Below are 26,072 nucleotides of genomic sequence, written 5' to 3' on the forward strand. Positions count from 1 at the left end.
ATGTTTCCAACACCATCTGTCAGCACTCGCTTTTAACATCCAACCCAAATCATCAATGATAGCGCCACTCAACTTGATAAGGCCTGAAAGTCTTAACCTAATCCATCACTCCCCTTCCAACCCACAAACCTGCCACCGCACCGAACTCACGCCCTTCTCCAGGCTAATCCGTCCCACCAGACTCTCCAGCTGATCAGTCATGCTCGGTTTTCCCAGCACTTCCGCATTCACCTCCATGCGATGTGGCGGATTCATATCCTCGCTGTGCAGTGATTGCAGGCGCAATCCGCTGCCGCCAAGGCTGTGCAGCATCAGGCTGCGCACCTGCACTTCATCTTGTGCCAGACAGATAATCTGCACTTTGTAGTGCTGCACCACTTCTTCCGCAGGCACCAGGCTCTGGCGATTAATCCCCTGCGCCAAATCGCGCAGCAGAATATTGGCGCAAAGAATCACCATGCAGCCAATCGCCGCTTCCAGCAGCAATCCCATGCTGCACAAAACGCCCACGGCGGCGGTGCACCACAGCGTTGCGGCGGTATTCAGGCCGCGCACGTTAAGGCCGTCGCGCATGATCACCCCACCGCCGAGAAAGCCGATGCCAGAGACCACATAGGCCGCTACGCGTGAGGCATCGGTGGCGATGCCGGGTACGCTTTGCGTCATCAAAACAAATAAACAGGCGCCAGTGCTGACCAGCGCATTAGTGCGCAAACCGGTCATACGTTGGCGAAGCTGGCGCTCGCTGCCAATCAGCGCGCCCAGAACCAGCGCGACAGTGACGCGCAGTAAAAAGATTTTCCAATCCATCATAAACCTCACTCCGCTGCTTCAGGCAGGCGGAACTTCAGGGGGTAATAAATGGATTACAGCCGGTGCCGCTACCGCTAAAACTCAGCAGCATCACGCAAAAAAACAGGGGGAGATTCTGGAAGGAAATCCACCGTCTTAACGCACGGTTAAGACAGCGTTGAGGGCTATCTTACCGCAGGGACCTTTTGTAATCGTTCGGGACAGGTGTCCAATGCAGTTATCCTCTTGGGTAAAAATTCGCCGGGATTCTAAACCTCGTATCCTGTTATGGCTACTCCAAATAGCGCTTTCGTTTAGGTTGGGTTAAAGACTTCGCTATCGGAATCCCCAACCTGTTGATGCCTTTTATCACCGTGCTATCTTACCCACTCGCTATACCGCAATCGGATCAAGACCAATGGCAAAACAACGTGTAGGAATCGTGTTTGGTGGCAAATCGGCCGAGCATGAAGTGTCGTTACAATCAGCGAAAAACATCCTCGAAGCCATCGATAAGAGCAAATACGAGGTGGTGCTGCTGGGCATCGATAAACAGGGTGAATGGCATCTGAATGATGCTTCCGGTTTCCTGCTCAATGCCGATAATCCGGCGTTGATTGCCCTGAATCGCTCCGGCGAAAACGTCGCGCTGGTGCCAGGCAGTGCTTCACAGCAGTTGATCACTCGTCAGCAGGCACAGCCGTTGTCACAGCTGGATGTGATCTTCCCGATCGTGCACGGCACCCTGGGTGAAGATGGATCGCTGCAGGGCTTGTTGCGCATGGCGAACCTGCCGTTTGTCGGATCGGATGTGCTGGGCTCAGCGGTGAGCATGGACAAAGATTTCACCAAGCGTTTGCTGCGCGATGCAGGCTTAAAAGTCGCGCCGTGGATCAGCGTGACGCAGGCACAGCGTGCGCGTTTGGATGCGCAAGCCGTGATCGATCAGTTCGGATTACCGCTGTTTATCAAGCCCGCCAATCAGGGATCGTCTGTCGGTGTCAGCAAAGTGGATCATATTGACGATCTGGCGGCGGCGCTGGATCTGGCCTTTACCTTTGATCGCAAAGTGCTGATCGAGCAAGGCATCAAAGGCCGCGAGATTGAGTGTGCGGTGCTGGGCAACGATGAACCCGAAGCCAGCCCGTGTGGCGAAGTGGTGGTGCATGATGCCTTCTACTCGTACGACACCAAATACATCAGCGCCGACGGTGCACAAGTAGTGGTGCCCGCCGCCATCAGCGAGCAAGCCAGCGAAGCAATTCGGGCCGTGGCGATTCGCGCGTTCCAGGCGCTGGAGTGCTTTGGTATGGCACGCGTTGATGTGTTCCTGACCGAGAGCGGCGAGATCGTGGTGAACGAGGTGAATACTCTGCCGGGCTTTACCAATATCAGCATGTATCCGAAGTTGTGGCAGGCGGCAGGATTAAGCTACAGCGATTTGATTACGCGCTTGATTGAGCTGGCGCAGCAACGCCATCAGCAGAGCAGCAAGCTAAAAAGCAGCGTTTAATCTTCACGTTCCGGGTGCCCATGAATGCGCACCCTACAACGGTTAAACAGGTTTGTCATTGATGGCGATCGAAACAAATTAGCGTCAGGCAGTTGTGAGGTTGTCATCAATGGCGACCGAAAAAACCAGCACCAAGCCATCGTAAGGTCGCCATTCACGGCGACCAAAACAACCCAGCATCAAGCCATCCTATGGTCGCCACTCATGGCGACCATCACGCACTTCACGCCACGTCATTCACCATGCTGCGCGGCTCCATCGCCGGAGAGGTTTGGTTACGGCCATTGCGTTTCGAGAGGTAGAGATTTTTATCCGCTGCCGACACCAGACGGTTAATCACGCCCGGCCATTCCCGCTCACTCTGCGCACTGCCGCGCGCCAGGCCTAAACTGGCGGTGACCGTCACCGTGTTGCCCTGAATCCAGAACTTCTCTTTGACCATCGCCTGACGAATCGCTTCGGCCAGCTGGTAAAGTTGCAGATGGCTGTAGTCGAACACCACCACCACAAACTCTTCGCCACCAAAGCGACACACCATGCCGCGATTGCCCACCACGCGTTGCATGCGGCGCGCAATCTCTTCCAGCACGCCATCACCGGCATCGTGGCCAAAGTTGTCGTTAATCGCTTTGAAATAGTCGACATCCAGCATCACCACGCCCGCTTCACGCTGTAAGGAAAATGGCTCCTGTTTCAGGCTTTCATACAGGCCAGAACGCGACAGCAACTGGGTGAGGAAATCGAAGTTCGCCCGCAACGCCAGGCGATGATTGAGCTGGCGGATCGCATCCATACTCACTGCCACCAGCAGCGGGCTGAGTGCCACCGTTGCCACACCCAGTCGCGCCGAGGTGAGATGGCTGATAGGCAGCAGTGCGTCATCGCCCTGAATATTCATTACGCCGTGGGAAACGAGAACGATCTCAGTGATGCCGGTAATCAGGATCACCAGGCTTGTAACAGGAATCGGTAACACGATGGCGCACCAGATCAGCGCCGGCACCGGGAAGGTTATGCTACCTGCCCCGCCAATCATCGCCCCCATGGTCAGTGACAGCACCACTGCCGCCAGCGGCAACAGCTTGCCCGGATGCAATAAGGTGCGCGGTGAAACGTTACGCAAGGAGCGCGCCAGCATCACCGGCAACAGCATCAGGGAAGTCGAGAATTGCTCGCTAAACCAGTCGCCCCACGCCACCGCAAAGCGCGCGTTGAAATCGACATCCTGCGCCCACGCGCCCCAGGTGGCACAGGCGGCGGCACCGAGGAAACAGGCCGGGAAGATGCGCATGGCGTTGAACACCTGGCTGTTGGCCGAAGGCGGCTGCAGGTGCTTGATCAACATGCTGACCGAAACGAGGATAAACAGGATATTGGCGAAATTCACGGTCACCGCAGGCAGCGCCCAGCCGGAGAACACTGTGTCGTTAAATATCATCGCGGCAAAGCACACCAGATAGCTGGACGTGGTATGCAGGAAAGGATTTCGCACCATTAAACCGGCAATCAGCGCGTTCACCGGCCAAAACAGGGAGAACTCCTCCGGAATGCGCAGATGACTGCCAATAAAGCAGAAGAAAAGCGTAATCAGGAACAGCGAGAGTGCATTCTTTTTTAAATTATTCTCAGCAAACAGCTTAACGCGCATACGTCTGAACCCTGTAACCTGGAAATCGCTGCCTCTTGCCCACGGGCATCAGCAAGCATTTAACCTGAAATAACTGTGCGATGATTCGGCAATTAAGTGAGTGTTCGTCATCCTACTCTGCGACTGGGCGGCACTCAATGCGCCGGATCGGCGAGATGCGAGCGCGCGAGCAGGGTTGAAACCCGAGAAACAAGGATGAGAGCTGCTGCAATTATGCCCTGCAAATAAAAAAATCGGATATCCGAGATATCCGATTTTTACGCTAAAAACCAGTTTTTCAGCAAAGCGTTATTGCTATTTAACCGCAACGGGCCACTGACTCAGACGAATACCACGATCGCGCGCGTTTTCGCCGAAATCCTCTAGTACCGCTTTGACGTCCGGATCCAGGTACTCGGCGTTATCGTGATCAACAATCACCGTGCTGTTTTCCGGGATCTCCGCCAGCAATCCCTGCAGTTTTGGGTTGTGCATAAAGGTGAGGTTTTGTTGGAAGCGCAGCACGTAGTGATCGTCATAGCGGGTAAGCTGCAGCGCGTTGCGGTGGCTTTTGTAGATGCTATAGAGAATCTGCGTGGCGATACCGATACCAATCCCGGCCAGCATGCCGAACACAATAATGCCGCCGATGGTGGCGAGGAACGGCACGTACTGCTGAGCGCCCATGCGGAACTGTTCAACGAACAGGCGCGGCGTTGCCAGCTTATAGCCGGTATACAGCAAGACAGCGGCAAGGCTGGCTAAAGGGATGGCGTTGAGCAGATCGCTGAACCACAAGCCGCAGATCAGCAATAGCGCGCCGTGGATCAAAATCGACAGTTTAGTTTGCGCCCCGACACTGACGTTCACCGAACTGCGCACAATCACCGCCGTAATCGGCATCGCACCAAGGAAACCAGCAGTCAGGTTGCCGATGCCCTGTGCGAACATCTCTTTATTTGGCGAAGGTGCCGGATGCTGCGGACGCAGTTTTTTCAGCGCCTCCTGACTCAGCAGCGTTTCCAGGCTTGCCACCAGCGCCAGCGTCACGGCAACCACCCAGACTGAAGGATTTTGCCACGCCAGCCAGTCCGGGGTTTCCAGTTCCGCCGCCAGCGCTGACAGGCTATCAAAGGCTGGCAACGCAATACGCGGTAGCCCTTCCTCCAGGCTCGGGAACAGGCGATCGCCAAATACCGTCGCCATGCAGCCGAACAACACGGCCACCAGTGGGCCCGGAATCCAACCAAGCAGCTTGACCGATTTCACTATCGGCGTGGTCCACAGCCAGAGAATTAGCAGACCGATGCCCGCCACCAGCATCGCGCCTAGCGAAAACTGAAATTCGCCATTGACCAGCGATACCAGCTCAGCATCACCTGCGGCACCGAAGGCCACCGGGATCTGCTGCATAATCAGCAAAATACCGATCGCCGCCAGCATCCCTTTGATCACACTGCCCGGCACCAGCGAAATGAAGCGACCGGCTCGCAGCAAACCAAGCAGGCACTGCAACACGCCCGCCAGAATCAGCGCGGTGAGGAAAGCGGAGAAGCTGCCAAGCGTCTGGATCGAGGCCACCACAATAGTCACCAAACCTGCCGCCGGGCCGCTGACGGCAAAACGCCAGGGACTCAGTGAAGTGACCAGCAGGCCGCCGATCACCCCGGTGAGCAATCCGGCAAACGGCGGTAAACCGCTGGCCTGCGCGATGCCAAGGCACAGCGGCAGCGCCACCAAAAACACCACCAGACCGGCGGGAATATCCTGACGCAGCGTGTTCAGATTCATGGCACCGATTCCTCTGCAGATTGCTGAGTAAGCTCTTTCAGATGACCCGACTGCAGGTCATACACACAGCCAAACACTTCCAGCGATTGCCCGGCTTGCCAGGCCTGTCGCACTGGCTCACACGCCACTAACTGAGCAAACTGGGCGATGACGTTGGCTTCGACTAAGCGGTTGAGCTTACTGCTCTCCTCTTCCTCAGCACTGGCGTGATATTCCACCAATCCTTGCTGCAGACTACTGCGCAACGCGGCGATGCGTCTTGCCAGCGCCGAATCCTCTTTTGCCAGCGGGCTGGCGGGCAACCCCAGCGCGGCCTGCACGCCGCCGCAGCCGTAGTGGCCGCACAGGACAATGCGCTCCACGCCGAGGTAGAAAATCGCGTATTGCAGCACGCTCATCAGGTTATCGTCATCGGGCACCACCATATTGGCGATGTTGCGATGCACAAACAGTTCGCCGGGATGCGAGCCAGTCAGCACTTCGGCAGGTACACGGCTATCGGAACAGCCGATCCACAGCGAATGCGGTTTTTGTTGATGCAGATATTGTTCGAAATAATCTGGATTACGCTCGCGGCGCTGTAATGCCCAACTGCGATTTTTCGCTAATAAGGGTTTAAGTGTCGTCACAATTATCTTCTCTCTACGTGCAGAAATATCGTTTTCAGGCTAAGTCACAGGGTTTTAAACGCCGCTAAGACGATCGATGGAGGATGAAAGCCGAGCTTCCTCACATAAATTGTTTATAGCTGCTAATGCTTGTGGTTGCACAATCAATATTTCCGCACACGACAAAATCGTACTCCCTGTAAAATAAACGTCAGGAAGTGTCGATTAAAAGTAATTTAATGCAAGCCGAGAGAATTGATTAAAAAACAATATTTGTTATGTTAATCATGCATTTAATTTGATAATTAAATTATGCATCTGGAATGAATCGACAAAAATATACACGCAGTCTTTTCATGCCTTTGCACTAGTATGGTGAATTGAATGATTTGAGTTGAGAAAAATCTTAATTATAAAATTTATGATTGGAGTCATTCACTGGGTAAAAAGCAAAATGGCGATATTTTCCGCCAATCACTTACCTGTAATTAAGCAAGAGATCAGGAAAATAATAAGGAGAATAATAATGACGATGAAAAGTAAATATCACTGGCCCTGAATTAAAATCACCGCGCCTGCCGCAACAGGCGCTAATTCGCTTGACGAATTATTTACCGTTCCACGCTTTCATACGCGCTTCACGTACCTGCAGCTGCTGTTCCGGCGTCAGTTTGTTGTAGTTCTCCGCCATGCCGCTTTCCCAGTCGCCGTACAGCGGGTTAGGCAGCACGATAAATTGCGTACCAAAGTGCTGATGATTGAGGCTGACGAACTGCTGACGCTGCGCATTACCCTGATGCCAGGTCGCGCCGCCAAAGTCATTCAGGTTATCGCCCACGTACAGCACCACGTTGTAGCCCGCGTTTTTAATCGCATCGAAGCGCGCCTGCTTATTGGAGTTTCCGGTGCTGAGACGCACGGTTTTGTCACTCACGCCGCTGAAGCCCAGCTTGTTGAGGTTGTCCACCGTCGCAGCGTAATCCTTCTGGTCGCGGTTCGAGACGTAGAACAGGGTGCCGCCATGGCTGTTGACGTAGTTGGCGAACTCCACCGCGCCCGGCACGGCGGTGGCCTGACGCGCCTGAGTCCAGGCTGACCAGGTTTTGCCGGAGAACGGCTGGCCGTTTTTCGCCTGCCATGCGCTATAGGCACTGTTATCGATCATAGTTTCATCGAGATCGACGATCACCGCTTTCGGTTTGCCCGCCAGCGATGGCGCAGCATCAAACGCCATGCGCGCAGTGTTAAATGCCTGCCAGCTTAATGCCTGATACTCACCGGACTGCTGGAACCAATTCACTGCCAATACCGATTGCTGGCCGAGCTGCTGCTGCGCCTGCTGTTTGGCCGGTTGCGCGCACCCGGTCAGCAGCAGCGCAAGAATGCCGGACGCTGCCAGCAAAGAGGTGTTTTTCATCAGATCATCCTTAAGTGATTATGGTCAGTTTGTGTAAAGCTTTAAAAATGTAGCAGTTAACGTAAGCTGTGGGCAGAAGAAAGCTGCCGCCCTGTCAAAGGAGACACTTATGTCACATGCCGGACCGCGTTCAACGCTGCTTGATGCCCTGCCGTGGCTCGACTATGCCTTTCAGCCTGCGGGCCAACCGGTGCCTACGGACGCCGCCTATGGCCAGCAGCGCCACAGCGCCCAGGTGGTGCTGGCAACCCAAAACCTGCCGCCGAAAAGCTGCGAGTCCGATGGCGTGATTGGGGAAAACCAGCTGCCGGTGGCGGTGTATACCGCTGACTGTTTGCCGGTACTGTTCGCTGATAGCGCGCAGCATCAGGTGGCGGCAGTGCACGCCGGATTAAAAGGCACGCTGAGTGGAGTGCTGAACAGTGCCATTGACGGCTTGCTTAATCTTGGCGCCCGCACTGAAACGCTGCATGTCGCCATCGGACCGGCGATTGGTCCGTGCTGTTATGAGCTGGGCAAAGATTTGGTGACGCAGATGCAGCAACGTGCAGATTTACCTGCGCTGCAGTGGGCAAGCGAGCAACCACGCAATAGCGCGGCGATCCGTCCGCAGGCGCGGGCGCATCATTAGGGCGTGTGGTTTGATTTGCCGCATCTGGCGCGAGGGTTGCTGTTACAGCGTGGCATTCCTGCCGAGCAGATCGAGGTGTTAAACGTCTGCACTTATTGCATGGCGGAGTCGGGATCGAGCTATCGCTACAACACCCATTTTGACAGCGGCTATCAATCGCGATTTTCGTGGATTCGTCGTCGCGACTGAGTGGCTGCACATCCTTGTGCAGCCCATTGCATCAGTGAATGATGGCGTTGAGTGCCAGCACACCGGCCAGGCCGAGGATCGAGATCAGCGTCTCCATCACCGTCCAGGTTTTCAGGGTCTCCACCACGCTCAGGTTGAAGTAGCCCTTAAACAGCCAGAAGCCCGGATCGTTGACGTGTGAGGCGATCACGCTGCCCGAACCTACCGCCAGCACCATCAATGCCGGATCGGCATGGGTCACCGCGATGATCGGCGTGACGATCCCAGCGGTGGTGATCGCCGCAACCGTGGCCGATCCCAGCGCGATACGCAGCATCGCTGCCACCGTCCAGCACATCAGCAACGGAGAGAGCGACGATCCTTTCATCATGTCCGCGATATAGTTGCCCACGCCGCTGTCCACCAGCACCTGCTTGAACGCACCACCACCGGCAATAATGAAGACGATCATGGCGATGGCGGCAATCGACTCACCGCACATATCCATCACTTCTTCCATCTTGCGGCCATTACGCAGACCCAGCGTCAGCACCGCTATCACCACGGCAATAAACAGCGCCACGGCCGGGTTACCGATGAACTCGAAGAACTGACGCAGCGGGTTTTCTTTTGGCGTGGTCAGCTCAAATACCGCTGCAATCGCCATCAGCACCACCGGGATGATGGCGGCGAAGATACTGATACCGAAGCCCGGCATCTCTTCTTCGGTGAAGATTTTCGGGTTATACAAGCCTTCCGGCGGCGACTTCTCAAAGCTTTTAAGGAATTTCGAGAAGATCGGACCGGCCACAATCACCGTCGGGATGGTGATGATCATGCCGTACAGCAGCGTGGTACCGAGGTTAGCGCCAAAGATGGTGGCGATAGCGGTTGGGCCAGGATGCGGCGGCAGGAAGCAGTGCGTCACGGAGAGCGCAGCCACCATCGGCACGCCGACGTACAGCAGCGGCAAACCGGCAGCAGCAACGATGGTGAACACCAGCGGCAGCAGCAGCACGAAGCCCACTTCATAGAACATCGCCAGACCGACGATCAATCCGGTGACCACCAGCGCCCATTGCAGGCGTTCTTTACCAAAAGCGGCAATCAGCGTAGTAGCGACGCGTTGTGCCGCACCGGTGTCCGAGACTAATCGCCCGAGCATGGCACCGAAGCCGAGGATCATCGCTAATCCACCGAGCGTCGAACCGATACCTTTCTGGATCGAGGCCATCACGTTGAGCGGCGTCATCCCTTCGGCAATACCCACCACCGCCGAGACAAACACCAACGCAATAAAGCCGTTGACCTTAAATACAATCATCAATACCAGCAGCAGTATCACACCCAGCACAATAATGGTTATTGGTTTTTTTTATTATCCTTAGGAATACAGAGGGGTGATTAAGGTTTAGGCGCGGCCCGGCGAAAATGCCAGCCGCGCCATGACATTACACGGCGACGCGCATACCGCCATCAACGAACAGCAAGTGACCATTGACGAAATCAGACGCGCCCGAGGCGAGGAACACCGCAGCACCGATCAGCTCTTCCGGTTTACCCCAGCGGGCGGCTGGCGTGCGTTTGGTGAGCCAACCGGTAAAGGCCGGATCGTCGGCCAGCGCCTGGGTCATCTCCGTGACGAAGTAGCCCGGTGCAATGGCGTTCACCTGGATGTTATGGCGCGCCAGCTCGACGCACATACCGCGCGTCAGCATGGTGACGGCACCTTTGGATGCCGCGTAAGGCGTGATGGTGTCGCGGCCCAGTTCGCTTTGCATCGAACCGATATTGATGATTTTACCGCGCTGGCGATCGACCATTTTTTTCGCCACGGTTTGAGAGACCAGGAACACGGCGGTCTGGTTAACGGCAATCACGTCATTCCAGTCCTGCTCCGGGAATTCGAGGAACGGACGGCGGCGCTGGATCCCGGCGTTGTTCACCAGAATATCAATCGGTCCCCATTCGGCTTCAATCTCATCCACCGCCTGCTGCACCTGCGCAGACTGCGTCACATCAAAGGCTTTGGCATGGGCGCGCAGGCCCAGCTCGCGCAGTTTCGCCGCGCCCTGCTCTGCCCCCTCTTTGGTGGTGGCGTTGACGATCACTTCTGCGCCGGCTTCACCCAGGCCACGCGCCAGCAGAAAACCAATACCGCGCGCCGAACCGGTGAGTAATACACGCTTGCCTTCGAGGGAAAATAACTGACTCATCACTGCTCCTTAAAAGGTTAACTGGACTTTCGCCGCACGGGTTTTATCGCCGGCAAACTGCAAAGCCGCGTCGATGTCCTGCAAATCGTATTCACCGCTGAACAGCGGCAGCGGATTGACCACACCGTTCGCCAGCCACTCAACGGCGGTGTTGAATTCATGGGTAAAGCGGAAAGAACCGACCAGCTGAATCTCTTTGGCAATCAGCGCCATGATCGGGAAGTTCGGGATAGTGCCACCCATGCCGACCTGCACCAGCGTACCTTTGGCGCACACCACATCGAGGCAGCGCTGTAACGAGGAAGGATGGCCAGAAGCCTCAAACGCCACATCGAAATAGCCTTTGTCGGCCAGATAAGGCGTGAAATCGCCCTCGGCGGCATGGATCACATCGGTCGCGCCCATCTGCTGCGCCATCTCCAGCGAACGCTCGCTAATGTCGCTGCACACCACAGAGGCGGCACCGCGCGCTTTCGCTGCCGCCGCAATTAAGCAGCCAATCGGACCGACGCCGGAAATGAACACGTGCTTGCCGGTAAGATCGCCCGCCTGATGCGTGGCGTGAATACACACCGCCAGCGGCTCGGCAAACACCATCACGGTTTCATCAGCATCCTGTGGGAAAGGCACGCACTGTTTGCTGTCCACCACTTTGTACTGGGTGAAACCGCCGTCGACATGCGGCACATACATCGCACTGCCGAAGAAGCGCATCGAGGTGCACTGGTTTTCCTGATCGCGCTGGCAGTATTTGCACTCGCCGCACGGTTTGGAGGGATTGACCGCCACTTTCTGATTCGGCTTCAGGTCCGGGTTGTCGCTTTCCACCACATGACCAATCACTTCATGACCGAGGATCATCGGCATTTTGACTTCGAAGCTGCCGACTTTGCCTTCCTGATAGTAATGCAGGTCAGATCCACAAATGCCGCCGCGCGTAATACGCACCAGCGTGCCTGTGCCGTCCCAATTCACCTGTTGCGGTGCGACGCTGACCTGTTTTTTCCCGGTAATCACGCAGGATTGCGTTTCGATATTCATGGTTTCCCCATTTGTTGCTGTTGCAATGGGGGCTATCAAAGCGGGATCAGAGGCTGAAAACTGTGAACCAGATCACTCTAAATCATGTTACGAAATAGCTGTTACCTGGAACGTGAACTGCTCGTACAGAAGATGGAAGCGGGATCACTTTTTGCTGGGGAAAACCAAGACTCGTCTTGGGGATTAACCACAGTGAGCTATGTCATTATCGCCGCACCCTCACCCGGGAAAGTCGTCTGGATTGAGTCTGACAGGAGTCATAACTATAGAGCTAAATCATTAGCCCTCATCTTCAAGCTGTTTCAGGGTGCACAGGTCTCTTCCCGTGCCGGGCGAAGGAGTCCGAACCTTTCGCCTGCGACCTGTCGCCCTGCTTTTTTTGAGGTTTCTCACAGCCTGAACACCGCGAATTTCCATCCCAACCAATTCCCGCTAAAGTTGACTCATCCGACCACTTTCCGAGACTGTGTTCATGACTGAGCATTACGCCCACCTGTTTGCCCCGCTGGATCTGGGATTTACCCAACTAAAGAATCGTTTTCTGATGGGTTCCATGCACACCGGGCTGGAAGAACACACTGATGGCGCCACACGATTAGCCGCGTTTTATGCGGAACGCGCGCGGGGAGGCGTGGCACTGATTGTGACCGGAGGCATCGCACCCAACCCACAGGGCGTGGTGGCACACGGCGGCGCCATCCTCAATCAGGAGAGCCAGTGCGACTGGCATCGCACCCTCACCGATGCGGTGCATGCCGAGGGCGGCAAAATCGCGCTGCAAATTCTGCATGCCGGGCGTTACAGCTATCAACGCGATTTGGTTGCGCCTTCAGCGTTGCAGGCACCGATTAACCCTTTCACGCCGCGCGAACTGAGCGATGGCGAGATTCGTCAGACCATTGCGGACTTTGCCCGGTGCGCCAGGTTGGCCCAGCAGGCCGGTTATGACGGCGTCGAGATCATGGGCTCCGAAGGTTATCTGATTAATCAGTTCCTGGTGGCGCACACCAACCATCGTGACGATGAGTGGGGCGGCGATGTGCAGCGCCGTCGGCGCTTTGCACTGGAGGTTACGCAGGCGGTGCGCGAGGCGGTCGGCCCGGCGTTTATCATCATCTTCCGCCTGTCGATGCTCGATCTGGTAAATAACGGCAGTTCGCTGGAAGAGACGCTGACGCTGGCAAAGGCGCTGGAGCAGCGCGGTGTAACGCTGTTCAACAGCGGTATTGGCTGGCACGAAGCGCGCATCCCGACCATCGCCACCTGCGTACCGCGTGCCGGTTTTGCGTGGGTGACGCAGCATCTGCGTGAAGCGGTATCCGTACCCGTTATTGCCACTAACCGTATCAACCATCCGCAGGTGGCGGAATCGCTGCTGCGCGATGGCATTGCCGATATGGTGTCGATGGCACGTCCGTTTCTTGCCGATGCGGCCTTTGTGCGCAAAGCGCAGGCCGGGCAGCCGGAGGCCATCAACACCTGCATCGCCTGCAATCAGGCCTGTTTCGATCAGATCTTTGTCGGCAAAGTCACTTCATGTCTGGTTAATCCCCGCGCCTGCCACGAAACCCTGATGCCGGTGATCCCTGCTGAACAGCCTAAACAGATTGCGGTGGTCGGTGCCGGCCCGGCGGGTATGGCGTTCGCGCTACAGGCAGCCGAGCGCGGCCATCAGGTCACGCTGTATGAAGCCGATGCGCAGATTGGCGGCCAGTTTAATATTGCGCGTCAAATCCCCGGTAAAGAGGAGTTTAGCGAGACACTGCGCTACTTCCGCCATCAGCTGGAGACACAGGGCGTGGCGATTCGCACCGAGCATCGCGTGAGCGCTGATGAGCTGGAAAGTGTGGATGAAGTGGTGATCGCCACCGGTATTGCGCCGCGTCAGTTGTCGATTCCCGGCATCGACCATGCCAGCGTACTCAGCTACCTCGATGTGATTCGCGATAAAAAGCCGGTCGGCCAGCGCGTCGCCATTATTGGTGCGGGCGGTATTGGCTTTGATACCGCCGAGTTTTTGCTGCATCAAAACGCGCACGAAGATTTCTATCAGAGCTGGGGCATCGATCACAGCTTACAGGCGCGCGGCGGGTTAGCCCGTCCGCAGCCGCTGGCAGCGGATCGGCAAATCTGGCTGTTACAGCGTAAATCCGGCAAGCCCGGCGCCGGGCTGGCGAAAACCACCGGTTGGATCCATCGCGCCAGTTTGCAGGCGCACGGCGTGCAGATGTGGGGCGACGTGGAGTATCTGAAGATTGATGATGCCGGATTGCACTTGCGCCATCAGGGCGAGCCGATCACGCTGGCGGTGGATAACGTGGTGATTTGTGCCGGGCAGGAACCGTTGCGTCAGCTGGCGGATGAGCTGGCCGCACGCGGTAAAGCGGTAAAGCTGATTGGCGGAGCCGATGTGGCGCAGGAGCTGGATGCTCGCCGCGCCATCGCACAGGCCACTGAGCTGGCGCTCAGCGTGTGATTAACGCAGTTTGACCGAACGCAGCACCACGAACTTGGCGTTAGACGCCACCAGCTCACAGTTGCCAAACAGCTTTTTCATTTTGACGTGATAACCGAGGTGGCGGTTGCCGACAATACGCAACTCGCCGCCGTACTGCAGGCAACGTTTGGCATCACGCAGCATTTGCCAGGCCAGATGATCGGTCACCGCGTGCTGCTGATGGAACGGCGGGTTGCACAGTACCGCGTGCAGACGATCCGACGGGAAGCCACTCAGCACGTTGTTGACGCGGAACTGACAGCGCGCCAGATCCTGCGGGCGGTTCACTTCCACGTTGAGCTTACTGGACGCCACGGCCATGTAAGATTCGTCATAGAACAGCACGTCCGCCTGCGGGTTCTGTTCCAGCGCCAATAAACCAATCACGCCGTTGCCGCAGCCAAGATCGAGGATTTCCCCTTCAATATCTGACGGCAGATGCTGCATAAAGAAACGCGCACCCACGTCCAGCGATCCGCGAGAGAACACGTTAGCGTGGTTGTGAATCTGGTAAGAGGAATCGTCCAGCGGCCACACCGTGGTCTCTGACACCTCCGGCAGCTGAGGTGCACTGTATGTGCAGTAGATCAGACGAGATTTTTTCCACGCCAGCGAAGTTTTGCTCTCACCGAGAATGCGATCGAACAGCTGCTGCGTGGAGTTGTGGATGTCTTTGGCTTTGGCCGCGCCGAGGATCAGCGTGTCTGGCGTCACCACTTTACGCAGCGCGCGCAGTTGGTGCTCCAGCAGAGCCAGCGCTTTCGGGATTTTAATCAGTACGACAGCAGGCGCAGCTGGTAGCGGCGCCAGGCTATCGATAAAGTGCACCTGATCTTCGTCCATCTCATTAAGACGCAGGTTCTGTTTCGCCGCCTGCTCGCTCAGCAGCGAGTCGCTGACGTGCCACACTTCACGGCCGTTCAGTCCGCAGGTCAGCGCACCAAAGCTGTCGTTGAACACCAGCACCGGTCCTTCTGGCAGTTCTTGCTGCAACAGATATTCATCGGCGGAATCCCACGCCTGTAACGGGCTTTCTTCACGCATCGGCGGGAAGCGCTGCAAGGTCAGCGTGCGATTGGTCAGTTCAAGTTGGCTCATGGAATCTCCGGCGTGGTACACTTTGCGCGATTTTCGCCCTAAAAAGGGGGCGCAGTATACTGTCTTTCGTCGGGAATCCCAATGTCATTAATCTATTTGCAGGGTTATCCTGAAAACATCCTCGAACAGGTGCAGTTGCTGATTGATAATCAGCGATTGGGCAGCTTTTTGCAGGAACGCTATCCTGACACGCACAATATTGTCAGTGACCGTGCGCTGTATGATTACACCCAGGCAATGAAAAATCGTTATATGCGCAGCGCGCCGCCAGTGAGCAAAGTGATCTGGGATAACAAAATCAAGGTGATGAAACATGCGCTTGGCCTGCACACCGCCATCTCGCGTGTGCAGGGCGGCAACCTGAAAGCCAAAGCCGAGATTCGTATCTCCACCTTCTTCCGTCTGGCACCGGAACCGTTCCTGCGCATGATCGTGGTGCACGAACTGGCGCACCTGAAAGAGAAGGATCACGACAAAGCGTTCTACCAGCTTTGCTGCCATATGGAGCCGGATTACCACCAGCTGGAGTTCGATGCGCGCCTGTGGATGACGGATCAGGCGATGCGCGGTAACGCGGCTTAAAGAAACTCCTGCGCCTTCTGAATCAAACTGGTTTTGGTCAAGGCACCCATAAAGCGGCGCTCTTGTGGATTGTTGAGCACCGGTAAACGCTCCAGCGTCACGCGAGCAAAGGCCTCCCAGCCTTCACGCATACTCTGGTTCTGATAAATGCACGGGAAGTTATCGTCCATCACGCTGCTGACCGGTGAATCGAGGGTGATCTCCTGTGACAGCACCTTGCGCGAGATATCATGGATTGATACTACCCCCAGGAATTGCCCCGCACTGTTGATCACATACACATAGCGTTCGCGCTTCAGCGAACTGACTGCCAGCGCCTGCCCCACAGACTCTTCCGGCTGGAGCGCCGCACCAGGAATGATCAGCTGATCTACGCGCATATTATCGAAATCGAATTTGGCTTCTGAGCGGCTAAAGTGGTTGCTCACCACCGGGTAGGTGCTGGCCGATTGCAGCCGATACACCACCATGGAAGCCAGCACCGAGGCGATCATGATCGGGAATAACAGGCTGCTGTTGAGCGTCATCTCCAGCACCATCAGCATCGCCATTAACGGCGCCTGACTCACGGCCGCTAATACCGCCGCCATACCAATCGCCGCGTAAAGCAGGCTATCGCCAACCGGCAGATGAAGTGCCACGCCCATCTGCGCCAGCGCCACGCCGAGCAGCGCACCAATCAGTAGCGAAGGGGTAAACAGACCGCCCACCGCGTTCGATCCCACCGACAGCGTGGTGGCCAGGGTTTTGAGCACCAGCAGGCCAATCAATCCAGCCAGCACATAGTGACCATCGATAATCTTCACGATCACTTCGTAGCCGTTGCCCAGAATATCGGTGGATATAAGCGCCAGAAAGCCCACCGCTAAGCCACCAAGCCCCAGACGTGCTGGCAATGATTTAATACTACCAAATAGCGTTTTGCTGCGGGCAATCAACTTTATCAGCAACCAACCGGCAAAACCGGCCACCACGCCAATCAGAATGGTCATCAACAAACTGCTGATATCCATCTGGAACAAGGCTTCGGAGAGCGGATAGAGCGCACTGCGAAAGCCAAGTGACCACATGGTCATCACCGCCACCGCCGAGGCGACAATCAGCGGGATCAGCCGCTGCAGCGCCGAGATACCAAAGGCAATTTCAGCGACAAATATCGCTGAGGCCAGCGGCGCGTGGTACACCGAAGAGAGCCCTGCCGCTGACGCCATCGCCACAATATCGCTGTTACGCATCTGCGGGAACCAGCGGCCCATCAGGCTGCCACTCAGCGCGGAGAGCTGCACCATCGGCCCCTCTTTACCAATCGAAGCACCGCTGCCGATACTGGCAATCGAGGAGAGTGCACGAAACAGCGAGGTTTTGGTCGGCACCGCATCCAGGCGCGCGTTGATCACTTCGAGATAGTCGGTTTTAACCGTTTCCTGTTTCTCAATCGCCACGGCATAGCGCAGGAAGAACCCCGCCAGCACACCGCCCGCGCCCACCAGCAGCGGCCAGAAGATCCATGGCCAGACATGCATCGCCACGGTGATTTCGCTATCGCTGTTAAACAGCAGGCGGTTAATCAAATCAATGACGCCGCGAAATGCTAAGGTCACCAGCGACGCGACGAATCCCACGGGGATAGCAATCAGCAGTGTGGTCCAGTTCAATGCATGTTTACTTCCACTCACCCGCGCGTCCCCGCTAGCTGGTTAAAAAAATGTGCCGCATCATCATATTGGAATGCGGATCGCATGATCAAATTTCGTCTGACGAACGATCCGCTGAACATGCTACTCTGCCGCTTTACTGTTGCAGGAGTACAAAGCCGTGATTCGTTTTGCCATTGTGGGAACCAACTGGATAACCCGCCAGTTTATCGACGCCGCGCATGAGACCGGCAAAATGAAGTTAAGCGGTGTCTATTCGCGCCAGCAGTCACAGGCGGATGCCTTTATCGCTGACTATCCCTGCAAACTTACCTTCACTTCCCTCGACGATTTGGCGGACAGCCCGGAAATCGATGCGGTATATATCGCCAGCCCGAATGCGTTACACGCTGAGCAAGCGATGTTGTTTATGTCGCACGGCAAACATGTGATTTGCGAAAAGCCGATGGCATCGAATCTGCGTGAGGCCGAGGCGATGATCGCCTGCGCGCGCCAGCATCAGGTAGTGCTGTTTGAAGCATTTAAAACCGCCAGCCTGCCGACCTTCCTGCAACTGCAGAACACCCTGCCGCAACTTGGCAAGCTGCGTAAAGCGTTGATTAACTACTGCCAGTACTCCTCACGCTATCAGCGTTATATCGACGGCGAAAATCCCAATACTTTTAATCCGCGCTGGTCGAACGGTTCGATTATGGACATTGGCTTTTACTGCCTGGCCGCTGCCGTCACATTGTGGGGCGAACCGCAGCAGGTGAAAGCGCAGGCCTCGCTGCTGGAGAGTGGCGTCGATGCGCACGGTGCAGTGGTGCTGAGCTACGGCGATTTTGATGTCACGCTGCTGCACTCCAAGGTGAGCGATTCACTGATTCCGAGCGAAATTCAGGGCGAAGCCGGCTCACTGGTGATTGAGAAAATCTCGGAATGCCAGCAGTTACGCTTTATCCCACGCGGTGGCGAGAGCCAGAATCTGACGCAACCGCAGCATATCAACACCATGCTGTATGAAGCCGAGGCCTTTGCCCAACGGGTTGAGCAGCGCCAGGTCGAGCATCCGGCGCTGGAGGCCTCGCGCATCACAGCAAAACTGCTGACGGAAATCCGCCGCCAGACTGGCGTGGTGTTCCCGGCAGACCAGGCTCAAGTGTAAATATTGCAGAATATTTCAAACTCCCCATTGAATCCTTGCGCGGTTGGACGTATCTTGACCGCTGCAAAGGGGAGTAACTTGTAAGCTGATTGATCGTCATTACGATGCTAAACGCATCCGGTCGTCAGGCAACCCGGAATCTATTCTGAGTTGTAAGTGAGACCTTGCCGGAAGGCGAGGTTTGCTTGCAGCTTGATCAAAGCGGCTAACGTCTTCTGACTTAGCCGCTTTTTTATTTTCCGGACAGGAATACAACTATGCACACTGTAGGCACACCGTTACTCTGGGGCAGCTTCGCTGTTGTTGTGCTCATCATGCTGGCGATCGATCTCTTCTTACAGGGACGTCGCGGCGCACAAACCATGTCATTCAAGCAGGCCACCGTTTGGTCGCTGGTATGGATCTCCGTTTCTCTGCTGTTCAGCGCTGCGTTCTGGTGGTACCTCGAAGGCACCGCGGGCCGTGAAGTGGCGACCGCACAAACCCTTGCCTTCCTTACCGGCTACGTGCTGGAAAAAGCACTGGCGGTGGATAACGTCTTCGTCTGGCTGATGCTGTTCAGCTACTTCGCTATTCCGGCAAACCTGCAACGCCGCGTGCTGGTGTATGGCGTGCTGGGCGCGATCGTATTGCGTACCATCATGATCTTCGCCGGCAGCTATCTGGTGACGCAGTTCAGCTGGATCCTCTACGTGTTCGGCGCTTTCCTGCTGTTCACCGGCCTGAAAATGGCGTTTGCCAAAGAAGGCGATGACGCGGCAGTGGGCGACAAACCGGTGGTGCGCTGGCTGCGTAAACATCTGCGCATGACGGATAATCTCGAAGGCGAGAAGTTCTTCACCCGCAAAAATGGCGTGCTGTTTGCCACCCCGCTACTGCTGGTGCTGATCATGGTGGAGCTAAGCGATGTGATTTTCGCGGTTGATAGTATTCCGGCGATCTTCGCAGTGACGACCGATCCCTTTATCGTCCTGACCTCGAACCTGTTCGCGATTCTCGGTCTGCGCGCCATGTACTTCCTGCTGGCGAACGTGGCTGAGCGCTTCTCGATGCTGAAATATGGCCTGGCGATTGTGCTGGTGTTTATTGGTATCAAGATGCTGATCGTCGAGTTCTACCATATCCCGGTGGGCATCTCACTGTCGGTGGTGGGCGTGATTCTGGGCGGTACCCTGCTGATTAACGCCTGGGTTAACCACAGAAACGACCAGAAACGCATCTCATCATAATCTTCTGCAGGGGCGGTAATCGCCCCTGCTTTGTTTCGCCAGCTGCAAATTTCACCTTTCATAGCTCTGTCACATTTCACATCGTCAGCAGATCAAAAAACCGATCTGCGCCGCACGTCCAGAATTATCTCTTCCCTCACCAGGACTTTTCCTTATACTCCGCCGGGCAAACCGTTTGGCGCGGAGCAACCGCGCACAACACTCATACCGCTATAAAAAGACCGAACTATGCTAAATAACTTTATTGGACGTCTGGGCGCGCTGTTCGCAGGAAGCCTGGTAAAACAAATCATGATTGGCCTGATTGCCGGCGTAGCGCTGGCGTGGTTCTCACGTGATGCCGCTCTGGCCGTAGGTCTGCTGGGTGAACTGTTCGTTCGCGCCCTGAAGGCGGTGGCCCCGCTGCTGGTGTTGGTTTTGGTGATTTCTTCGATTGCTAATCATCAACAAGGGCAGAAAACCAACATCCGTCCCATCATCATGCTCTATCTGTTGAGCACCTTCTTTGCCGCTGTGGTCGCAGTCACCTTGAGCCATCTGTTCCCGCAAACTCTGTCAATGAACGTGGGCGCAACCGAAATTTCACCGCCGTCTGGCATTACCGAAGTGCTGCACGGTCTGTTGATGAGCATGGTGGCTAACCCGATTGACGCGTTACTCAACGCCAACTATATCGGCATTCTGGTGTGGGCCATCGGCCTCGGTCTGGCCTTCCGCCATGCCAGCCCAAGCAGCAAGGCGTTTCTTACCGATGCTTCGCATGCGGCGACGTGGGTGGTGCGTTGCGTGATTCGCTGTGCGCCGCTGGGGATTTTTGGTCTGGTGGCCTCGATTCTGGCCTCAACCGGCTTTGGTGCACTTGAGGAGTACGCAACGCTGCTGGCGCTGCTGCTGGGATGCATGGCCATCATGGCATTGGTGGTGAATCCGATTCTGGTGTTCCAAAAGATTCGTCGTAACCCTTATCCGCTGGTGTTTACCTGCATCCGTGAAAGTGGCGTGACCGCCTTCTTTACCCGCAGCTCTGCCGCAAATATTCCAGTAAATATGGCGATCGCCAAACGCCTGAATCTTGATGAAGATACTTATTCTGTGTCTATTCCGCTTGGCGCGACGATCAGTATGGCGGGCGCGTCGACCACCATCACGGTGCTGACACTGGCGGCGGTACACACGCTGGGCATTTCCGTGGATGTGCCGACGGCAATCCTGCTGAGTTTTGTGGCCTCGATTTGTGCCTGTGGCGCCTCGGGTGTGGCCGGCGGTTCGCTGCTGTTGATTCCGGTTGCCTGTAATATGTTTGGCATTCCGAATGACCTGGCGATGCAGGTAGTGGCCATCGGCTTTATCATCAGCGTATTGCAGGATTCCGCCGAGACAGCGCTGAACTCTTCAACCGACATTCTGTTTACGGCAGCGGTGTGCCAAGCGGAAGCCGAGCGCGAACCGCGCACGGTGTCTGAAGCAGAATAGATTGGCATTGCACAGGGCGGCACAGATGCCGCCCTTAAGATAAGCAGGTGTGATTGATGTCAGATGCACATCGATCGCACCTGATGTTTACAGCGTGACACCGCTCTTAAATATCGCTAACTCGCGGAAATCATTGGCTTCGTTACGCGCCGGTTGACCGTTGGCAATCGCCACAATCATATCGACGAAATCCTCCAGCATCTCCGGCATGCTCATGCCCTCAATCAAACGCCCGGCATTAAAATCGATCCAGTGCGGCTTCTTCTCTGCCAGCTGCGAGTTGGTGGCAATCTTCACGGTAGGCACGAATCCGCCATAGGGCGTGCCGCGTCCGGTGGTGAACAACACCATATGACAACCTGCGCCCGCCAGCGCGCTGGTGGCCACCGCATCGTTTCCTGGCGCGCTCAGCAGATTGAGGCCAGGCGTGACCAGACGCTCGCCATATTTCAGTACATCCACCACCTGGCTCTGCCCGGCTTTCTGCGTGCAGCCAAGGGATTTCTCCTCCAGCGTGGTGATACCGCCCGCCTTGTTACCCGGCGATGGGTTCTCATAGATCGGCTGCTGATGGTCGATAAAGTAACGCTTGAAGTCGTTGATCATCGCCACGGTTTTATCGAAGGTAGCTTCGTCACGGCAGCGGCTCATCAAAATGCGCTCTGCACCAAACATTTCCGGCACTTCGGTCAGCACTGTAGTGCCGCCGTTAGCGATCATTTGATCGGAGAAGCAGCCCAGCATCGGGTTGGCGGTGATGCCAGAGAAACCGTCAGAACCGCCGCACTCCAGTCCGAACTTCAGTTCGCTGAGCTTACCCGGCTGGCGCTGATCGCCACGCATCACATTGTACAGCGCATGTAGCTGCTCCAACCCCGCTTCGACTTCGTCGTCCTGCTTCTGACACTCCATAAAGTGCACGCGGTCACTGTCGAAGCCGCCCAGCGTTTCGCGGAACACATCCACCTGATTGTTCTCACAGCCCAGACCAATCACCAGCACCGCACCAGCATTGGGATGGCGTACCATGTTTTGCAGCATGGTGCGGGTGTTTTCATGATCCTGACCGAGCTGAGAACAGCCAAACGGGTGGCTGAACAGGTGCACCCCATCGATCCCTTCTGCCTCGTTGGTCTCCTTGAGGAAGCGCGACAGAATCTGCCGGGCGATGCCGTTCACACAGCCCACCGTTGGCAGAATCCACAGCTCATTACGAATACCGACTTCACCACTGGCGCGGCGGTAAATCTGCACCTCGCGATCGCCGGCCTGAGCGGGGATATCGAGAAACTCCGGCTGGTAGTCGTACTCATCCACATCGCTCAGATTGGTGCGGGCGTTGCTGGAGTGAATGATTTCGCCAATGGCGATCGGGCGCGTGGCATGGGCAATCGGCAAGCCGTATTTGATTACCAGCGCATCCGTTGCCAGCGGCGTCAGCGCGAATTTGTGACCGCGCCCAACCTCTTGCTGCAAGGTAATGAACTGGCGATCAATCTCGACTTTGGTATCGGCAGGTAAATCGCGCAGCGCTACCGCCACGTTGTCGCGCGAATGGATTCTTATCGCATCTTGCATAGCGTTATCTCAGTTGTACCAGCGCCGTCCGCATCCCGTGGACAACGATGTTTTGCAGGTGTTGGCTGACTGCGGCCACTAATCCGGGCCGCTGAGTGAGATCTTCGCCCCAGTGTGAGCGGTTGCTGAGTACCGCCTGCACCAGCTGTTCCGGGGTCAATGTGTCCTGGTTTACCGCTGGCCACAGCTCCGCGAACTGCTGCAACCAGTGGTCGTCGTCTTGTAAAGTCCACTGCTGGTCGCCCTGCTTGCCGCGATAAAACGCCAGTAGCGCGGCAAAGGCGAAGGTCAGGCGCGGTGGCCATTGGCCGGTTTGCTGCTGAGACAACAACAGCTGTGGCAGCAAACGGGTACGGAATTTGGTCATGCCGTTGAGTGCAATCGAAAGCAGCGCATGGCGGATAAACGGATTGCGGAAGCGACGCTGTACTGCATCGGCAAAGGCGTGCAGTTCATCGCGCGGCAGATCCAGCGTCGGAATCACTTCCTCACGCAGCAGCGCATTAACATAGTTCGCAATGGCGGCGTCATCCATCGCCTCGCCGACGCTCTCCAGTCCGGCCTGAAACGCCACCGGCACCATCGCGGTGTGCGCACCGTTGAGGATCGCCACCTTCTGCGCTTTGTAGGGCGTGATGTCATCGACGAACTTCACTTCCGGCGCCAGCGCGGCGAGTTTCAGTTCTTGCGCCAGCGCATCGGGCCCCTGAATCACAAACTGGTAATAAACTTCGCCAGCCACCAGATAGCGATCTTCGTAACCCAGTTGTGCAGCGATATTGGTGCCATCGGCTGGATAGCCAGTAACGATGCGATCCACCAGCGTGTTATAGAACGCACAATGATCCAGCACCCAGCGGGCAAATTCCGGCGGCAGCTGCCAGTGCTTGATATAGCGCAGCACCAGATCACGCAGTGCATCGCCGTTGTGATCGATTAACTCGCACGGCACGATCAACCAGCCTTTCTCTGCCGCACCGCCAAAGTGGCGGAAGCGCGCCCATAGCAGTTGTGTCAACTTGCCTGGGAAGGAAGAGGCTGGCGCATCCTCCAGCCGATCCTGCTCAACAAAGGCAATGCCTGCTTCGGTGGTATTAGAGAACACAAAGCGCATCTGCGGCGCACGGGCCAGTGCGAGAAAACCCTCAAACTGCTGATAGGGCTGGATCTCGCGATTGAGGCTGCGGATTAGGCGGGTTTCACTTACCTGCTCGCCCTGCGTGTTCAATCCACGGATCAGCGTGGTGTACAAACCGTCCTGCTGATTCAGTGAGTCTTCCACCACGCGATTGCGCGGCCGCACCACCACCACGCCCGCATCGGTGCCCTGATGCTCATTGAGCCAGTCGAGCTGCCAGTCAATAAACGCCCGCAGGAAGTTGCCTTCCCCAAACTGGATCACGCGCTCGCTATAGCTTGCGCCGGGGAAATCGTGACGGTTTAGCCGCTGCATCATCAGGCTCCCAACTCAATGCCGAAGTAATCGCGCGCATTGTTAAAGCAGATGTTTTGCACCATCTGCCCCAACAGCGCTTCGTAGGCTGGCGCTTCCCCGCGTTCAACCCAATTGCCGATCATCTGGCACAGCAGGCGACGGAAGTATTCGTGGCGGGTGTAGGAGAGGAAACTGCGGCTGTCGGTGAGCATGCCGACGAAGCGACTCAACAGGCCGATTTGCGCCAGCTGCGTCATCTGACGATGCATGCCATCAAGCTGATCGTTAAACCACCATGCGGAACCAAACTGCATCTTGCCGGGTTCACCTTCGCCCTGGAAATTGCCCGCCATGGTCGCCAGCACTTCGTTGTCGCGTGGGTTAACGCAGTAAAGAATGGTTTTCGGCAGTGCATTGTTGCGGTTCTGCGCATCCAGTAAACGGCCCAGCGGGATCGCCATCGGCGCGTCATTGATGGAGTCAAAGCCTACATCCGGGCCGAGAATATCGAACTGCCGACGATTAGCATTACGCAGCGCGCCAATGTGATATTGCTGCGCCCAGCCGCGACGCGCATATTCGCTGCCAAGCCACACCAGCACCGCTGTTTTGAACTGCGCCACTTCTTCTTGCGTCGGTGCAGCACCTTGCAGGCGACGCGCCAGGATACTATCCAGCGTGCTTTCATCGGCCTCGGCAAACAGCACTACGTCCAGCGCATGGTCGGAGATTTTACAGCCGTGTGCGGCAAAATGATCGAGACGCAGGCTCAACGCGCGGCGCAGATCATCAAAACGTTGCACGCTGACATCGGCGACCTGTTCCAGGCGCTGAATCCACGGCAGGAAGGTATCCAGCTCAATGTTGAAAGCTTTATCCGGACGCCAGCTTGGCAGCACTTTAACGCTAAAGCTGGCATCGTCCGACAGCGTGCGATGGTGTTGCAGATCGTCAAGTGGATCGTCAGTGGTACCGACCATTTTCACCTTCATCTGCTGCATGATGCCGCGTGCGCTAAAGGCATCCTGCGCCAGCAGCTCATTGCACTGCTGCCAGATGCGATCCGCGCTCTGCTCATTCAGCAATACATCGGTAATGCCAAACGGACGGCGCAGCTCAAGGTGCGTCCAGTGATACAGCGGATTGCCAATAGTGTGCGGCACCGTGCGTGCCCAGGCGTTGAATTTCTCGCGATCGCTGGCGTCGCCGGTGCACAGCGCTTCGGGTACGCCATTAGCACGCATCGCTCGCCATTTGTAATGATCGCCTTTCAGCCAAATGTCATAGAGATTGGTGAAGCGGTAATTTTCGGCAATCTGCTGCGGCGGTAAATGGCAGTGATAGTCGAAAATCGGCTGGTCTTTGGCGTAGTCATGGTACAGACGACGGGCGAACTCGCTATCGAGTAGAAAATCCTCACTCATAAAACGCGACATACCTGCTTCCTCATGTTTGGGGCCAATTGGCTTCTGATTCAAAGTTATCATACCAATTTTGACGATCGGCAAAATTGTTTGCGATAGACCTCACAATAATGACAGTTTCCCTGTGGGTATATGGACAAAATAGTCAGC

19 protein-coding genes and 1 pseudogene are annotated in these 26,072 nt (G+C 56.1%); 7 read left to right on the plus strand and 13 right to left on the minus strand.

Annotated elements, in window-relative coordinates; genetic code table 11:
- Positions 1-105: 105 nt before the first annotated feature.
- On the minus strand, positions 106-810 hold the full coding sequence (locus FD737_RS13485) for an MgtC/SapB family protein (protein ID WP_034828565.1): 705 nt from the start codon (positions 808-810) through the stop codon (positions 106-108).
- 400 nt (positions 811-1,210) lie between these two features.
- On the opposite strand from FD737_RS13485, the gene ddlA reads away from it, so the two are divergent.
- Entirely contained in the window at positions 1,211-2,305 is a 1,095-nt protein-coding gene (ddlA, locus tag FD737_RS13490) for a D-alanine--D-alanine ligase (protein WP_160833713.1), read from the plus strand.
- Between the two features lie 223 nt (positions 2,306-2,528).
- Here ddlA and FD737_RS13495 read toward each other — a convergent pair whose 3' ends face one another.
- The 4 genes from FD737_RS13495 to FD737_RS13510 all read right to left on the minus strand — a co-directional run bounded on the left by FD737_RS13495 (position 2,529) and on the right by FD737_RS13510 (position 7,748).
- Positions 2,529-3,953 (minus strand): GGDEF domain-containing protein, encoded by a 1,425-nt coding sequence (locus tag FD737_RS13495; RefSeq protein ID WP_160833714.1) that lies wholly within the window; start codon positions 3,951-3,953, stop codon positions 2,529-2,531.
- A gap of 294 nt (positions 3,954-4,247) precedes the next feature.
- Positions 4,248-5,723, minus strand: a complete 1,476-nt coding sequence (locus tag FD737_RS13500; RefSeq protein ID WP_160833715.1) for a SulP family inorganic anion transporter — start codon at positions 5,721-5,723, stop codon at positions 4,248-4,250.
- Positions 5,720-6,358 (minus strand): carbonic anhydrase, encoded by a 639-nt coding sequence (locus FD737_RS13505; protein WP_160833734.1) that lies wholly within the window; start codon positions 6,356-6,358, stop codon positions 5,720-5,722. Before FD737_RS13505 ends, FD737_RS13500 begins: the two co-directional genes overlap by 4 nt.
- Positions 6,359-6,938: 580 nt before the next feature.
- Positions 6,939-7,748 (minus strand): 5'-nucleotidase, lipoprotein e(P4) family, encoded by an 810-nt coding sequence (locus FD737_RS13510; protein WP_160833716.1) that lies wholly within the window; start codon positions 7,746-7,748, stop codon positions 6,939-6,941.
- A 109-nt stretch (positions 7,749-7,857) separates the two neighbouring features.
- Between FD737_RS13510 and FD737_RS13515 the strand changes: the two are divergent.
- Positions 7,858-8,568 (plus strand): annotated as a pseudogene (locus FD737_RS13515) (polyphenol oxidase family protein).
- 31 nt (positions 8,569-8,599) lie between these two features.
- On the opposite strand, the gene FD737_RS13520 reads toward FD737_RS13515, so the two are convergent.
- From FD737_RS13520 to idnD, 3 genes are all read right to left on the minus strand, one after another.
- Positions 8,600-9,913, minus strand: a complete 1,314-nt coding sequence (locus tag FD737_RS13520; RefSeq protein WP_160833735.1) for a gluconate:H+ symporter — start codon at positions 9,911-9,913, stop codon at positions 8,600-8,602.
- Positions 9,914-9,998: 85 nt separating this feature from the next.
- Positions 9,999-10,763, minus strand: a complete 765-nt coding sequence (gene idnO / locus FD737_RS13525; protein WP_034830987.1) for a gluconate 5-dehydrogenase — start codon at positions 10,761-10,763, stop codon at positions 9,999-10,001.
- Positions 10,764-10,772: 9 nt separating this feature from the next.
- Positions 10,773-11,804: an L-idonate 5-dehydrogenase gene (gene idnD, locus FD737_RS13530; protein ID WP_097119546.1), complete on the minus strand. Its 1,032-nt coding sequence runs from the start codon at positions 11,802-11,804 to the stop codon at positions 10,773-10,775.
- A gap of 472 nt (positions 11,805-12,276) precedes the next feature.
- Between idnD and FD737_RS13535 the strand changes: the two genes are divergently transcribed.
- Positions 12,277-14,280, plus strand: a complete 2,004-nt coding sequence (locus FD737_RS13535; protein ID WP_160833717.1) for an NADPH-dependent 2,4-dienoyl-CoA reductase — start codon at positions 12,277-12,279, stop codon at positions 14,278-14,280.
- Here the strand turns inward: FD737_RS13535 and rlmG are convergent, their stop codons facing one another.
- Positions 14,281-15,399, minus strand: coding sequence for a 23S rRNA (guanine(1835)-N(2))-methyltransferase RlmG (gene rlmG, locus FD737_RS13540; RefSeq protein ID WP_038644545.1), 1,119 nt, complete (start codon positions 15,397-15,399; stop codon positions 14,281-14,283). It lies immediately after the preceding gene.
- 81 nt (positions 15,400-15,480) lie between these two features.
- Between rlmG and FD737_RS13545 the strand changes: the two genes are divergently transcribed.
- Positions 15,481-15,981 (plus strand): M48 family metallopeptidase, encoded by a 501-nt coding sequence (locus tag FD737_RS13545; RefSeq protein WP_034830993.1) that lies wholly within the window; start codon positions 15,481-15,483, stop codon positions 15,979-15,981.
- On the opposite strand, the gene FD737_RS13550 is transcribed toward FD737_RS13545, so the two are convergent.
- Positions 15,978-17,657: a chloride channel protein gene (locus tag FD737_RS13550; RefSeq protein ID WP_160833718.1), complete on the minus strand. Its 1,680-nt coding sequence runs from the start codon at positions 17,655-17,657 to the stop codon at positions 15,978-15,980. The genes FD737_RS13545 and FD737_RS13550 overlap by 4 nt on opposite strands.
- 139 nt (positions 17,658-17,796) lie before the next feature.
- Between FD737_RS13550 and FD737_RS13555 the strand changes: the two genes are divergently transcribed.
- From FD737_RS13555 to sstT, 3 genes are all read left to right on the plus strand, one after another.
- Entirely contained in the window at positions 17,797-18,783 is a 987-nt protein-coding gene (locus FD737_RS13555; RefSeq protein ID WP_160833719.1) for a Gfo/Idh/MocA family protein, read from the plus strand.
- 257 nt (positions 18,784-19,040) lie between these two features.
- Entirely contained in the window at positions 19,041-20,012 is a 972-nt protein-coding gene (locus FD737_RS13560; RefSeq protein ID WP_160833720.1) for a TerC family protein, read from the plus strand.
- Between the two features lie 228 nt (positions 20,013-20,240).
- Positions 20,241-21,485 (plus strand): serine/threonine transporter SstT, encoded by a 1,245-nt coding sequence (gene sstT / locus FD737_RS13565; RefSeq protein WP_058959524.1) that lies wholly within the window; start codon positions 20,241-20,243, stop codon positions 21,483-21,485.
- A gap of 87 nt (positions 21,486-21,572) precedes the next feature.
- Here sstT and FD737_RS13570 read toward each other — a convergent pair whose 3' ends face one another.
- The 3 genes from FD737_RS13570 to uxaC are packed head-to-tail and all read right to left on the minus strand — an operon-like array spanning position 21,573 to position 25,934.
- A complete protein-coding gene (locus FD737_RS13570; protein WP_097119535.1) occupies positions 21,573-23,063 on the minus strand; it encodes a UxaA family hydrolase in 1,491 nt (496 codons plus the stop codon).
- A 4-nt stretch (positions 23,064-23,067) separates the two neighbouring features.
- Entirely contained in the window at positions 23,068-24,516 is a 1,449-nt protein-coding gene (locus FD737_RS13575; protein ID WP_097119561.1) for a tagaturonate reductase, read from the minus strand.
- Between the two features lie 2 nt (positions 24,517-24,518).
- Positions 24,519-25,934, minus strand: a complete 1,416-nt coding sequence (gene uxaC, locus FD737_RS13580; RefSeq protein WP_160833721.1) for a glucuronate isomerase — start codon at positions 25,932-25,934, stop codon at positions 24,519-24,521.
- Between the last annotated feature and the right edge of the window lie 138 nt (positions 25,935-26,072).

The sequence above is a fragment of the Pantoea sp. Seng genome, assembly GCF_009829935.1.
GTDB classification, from domain to species: Bacteria; Pseudomonadota; Gammaproteobacteria; order Enterobacterales; family Enterobacteriaceae; genus Pantoea; species Pantoea communis.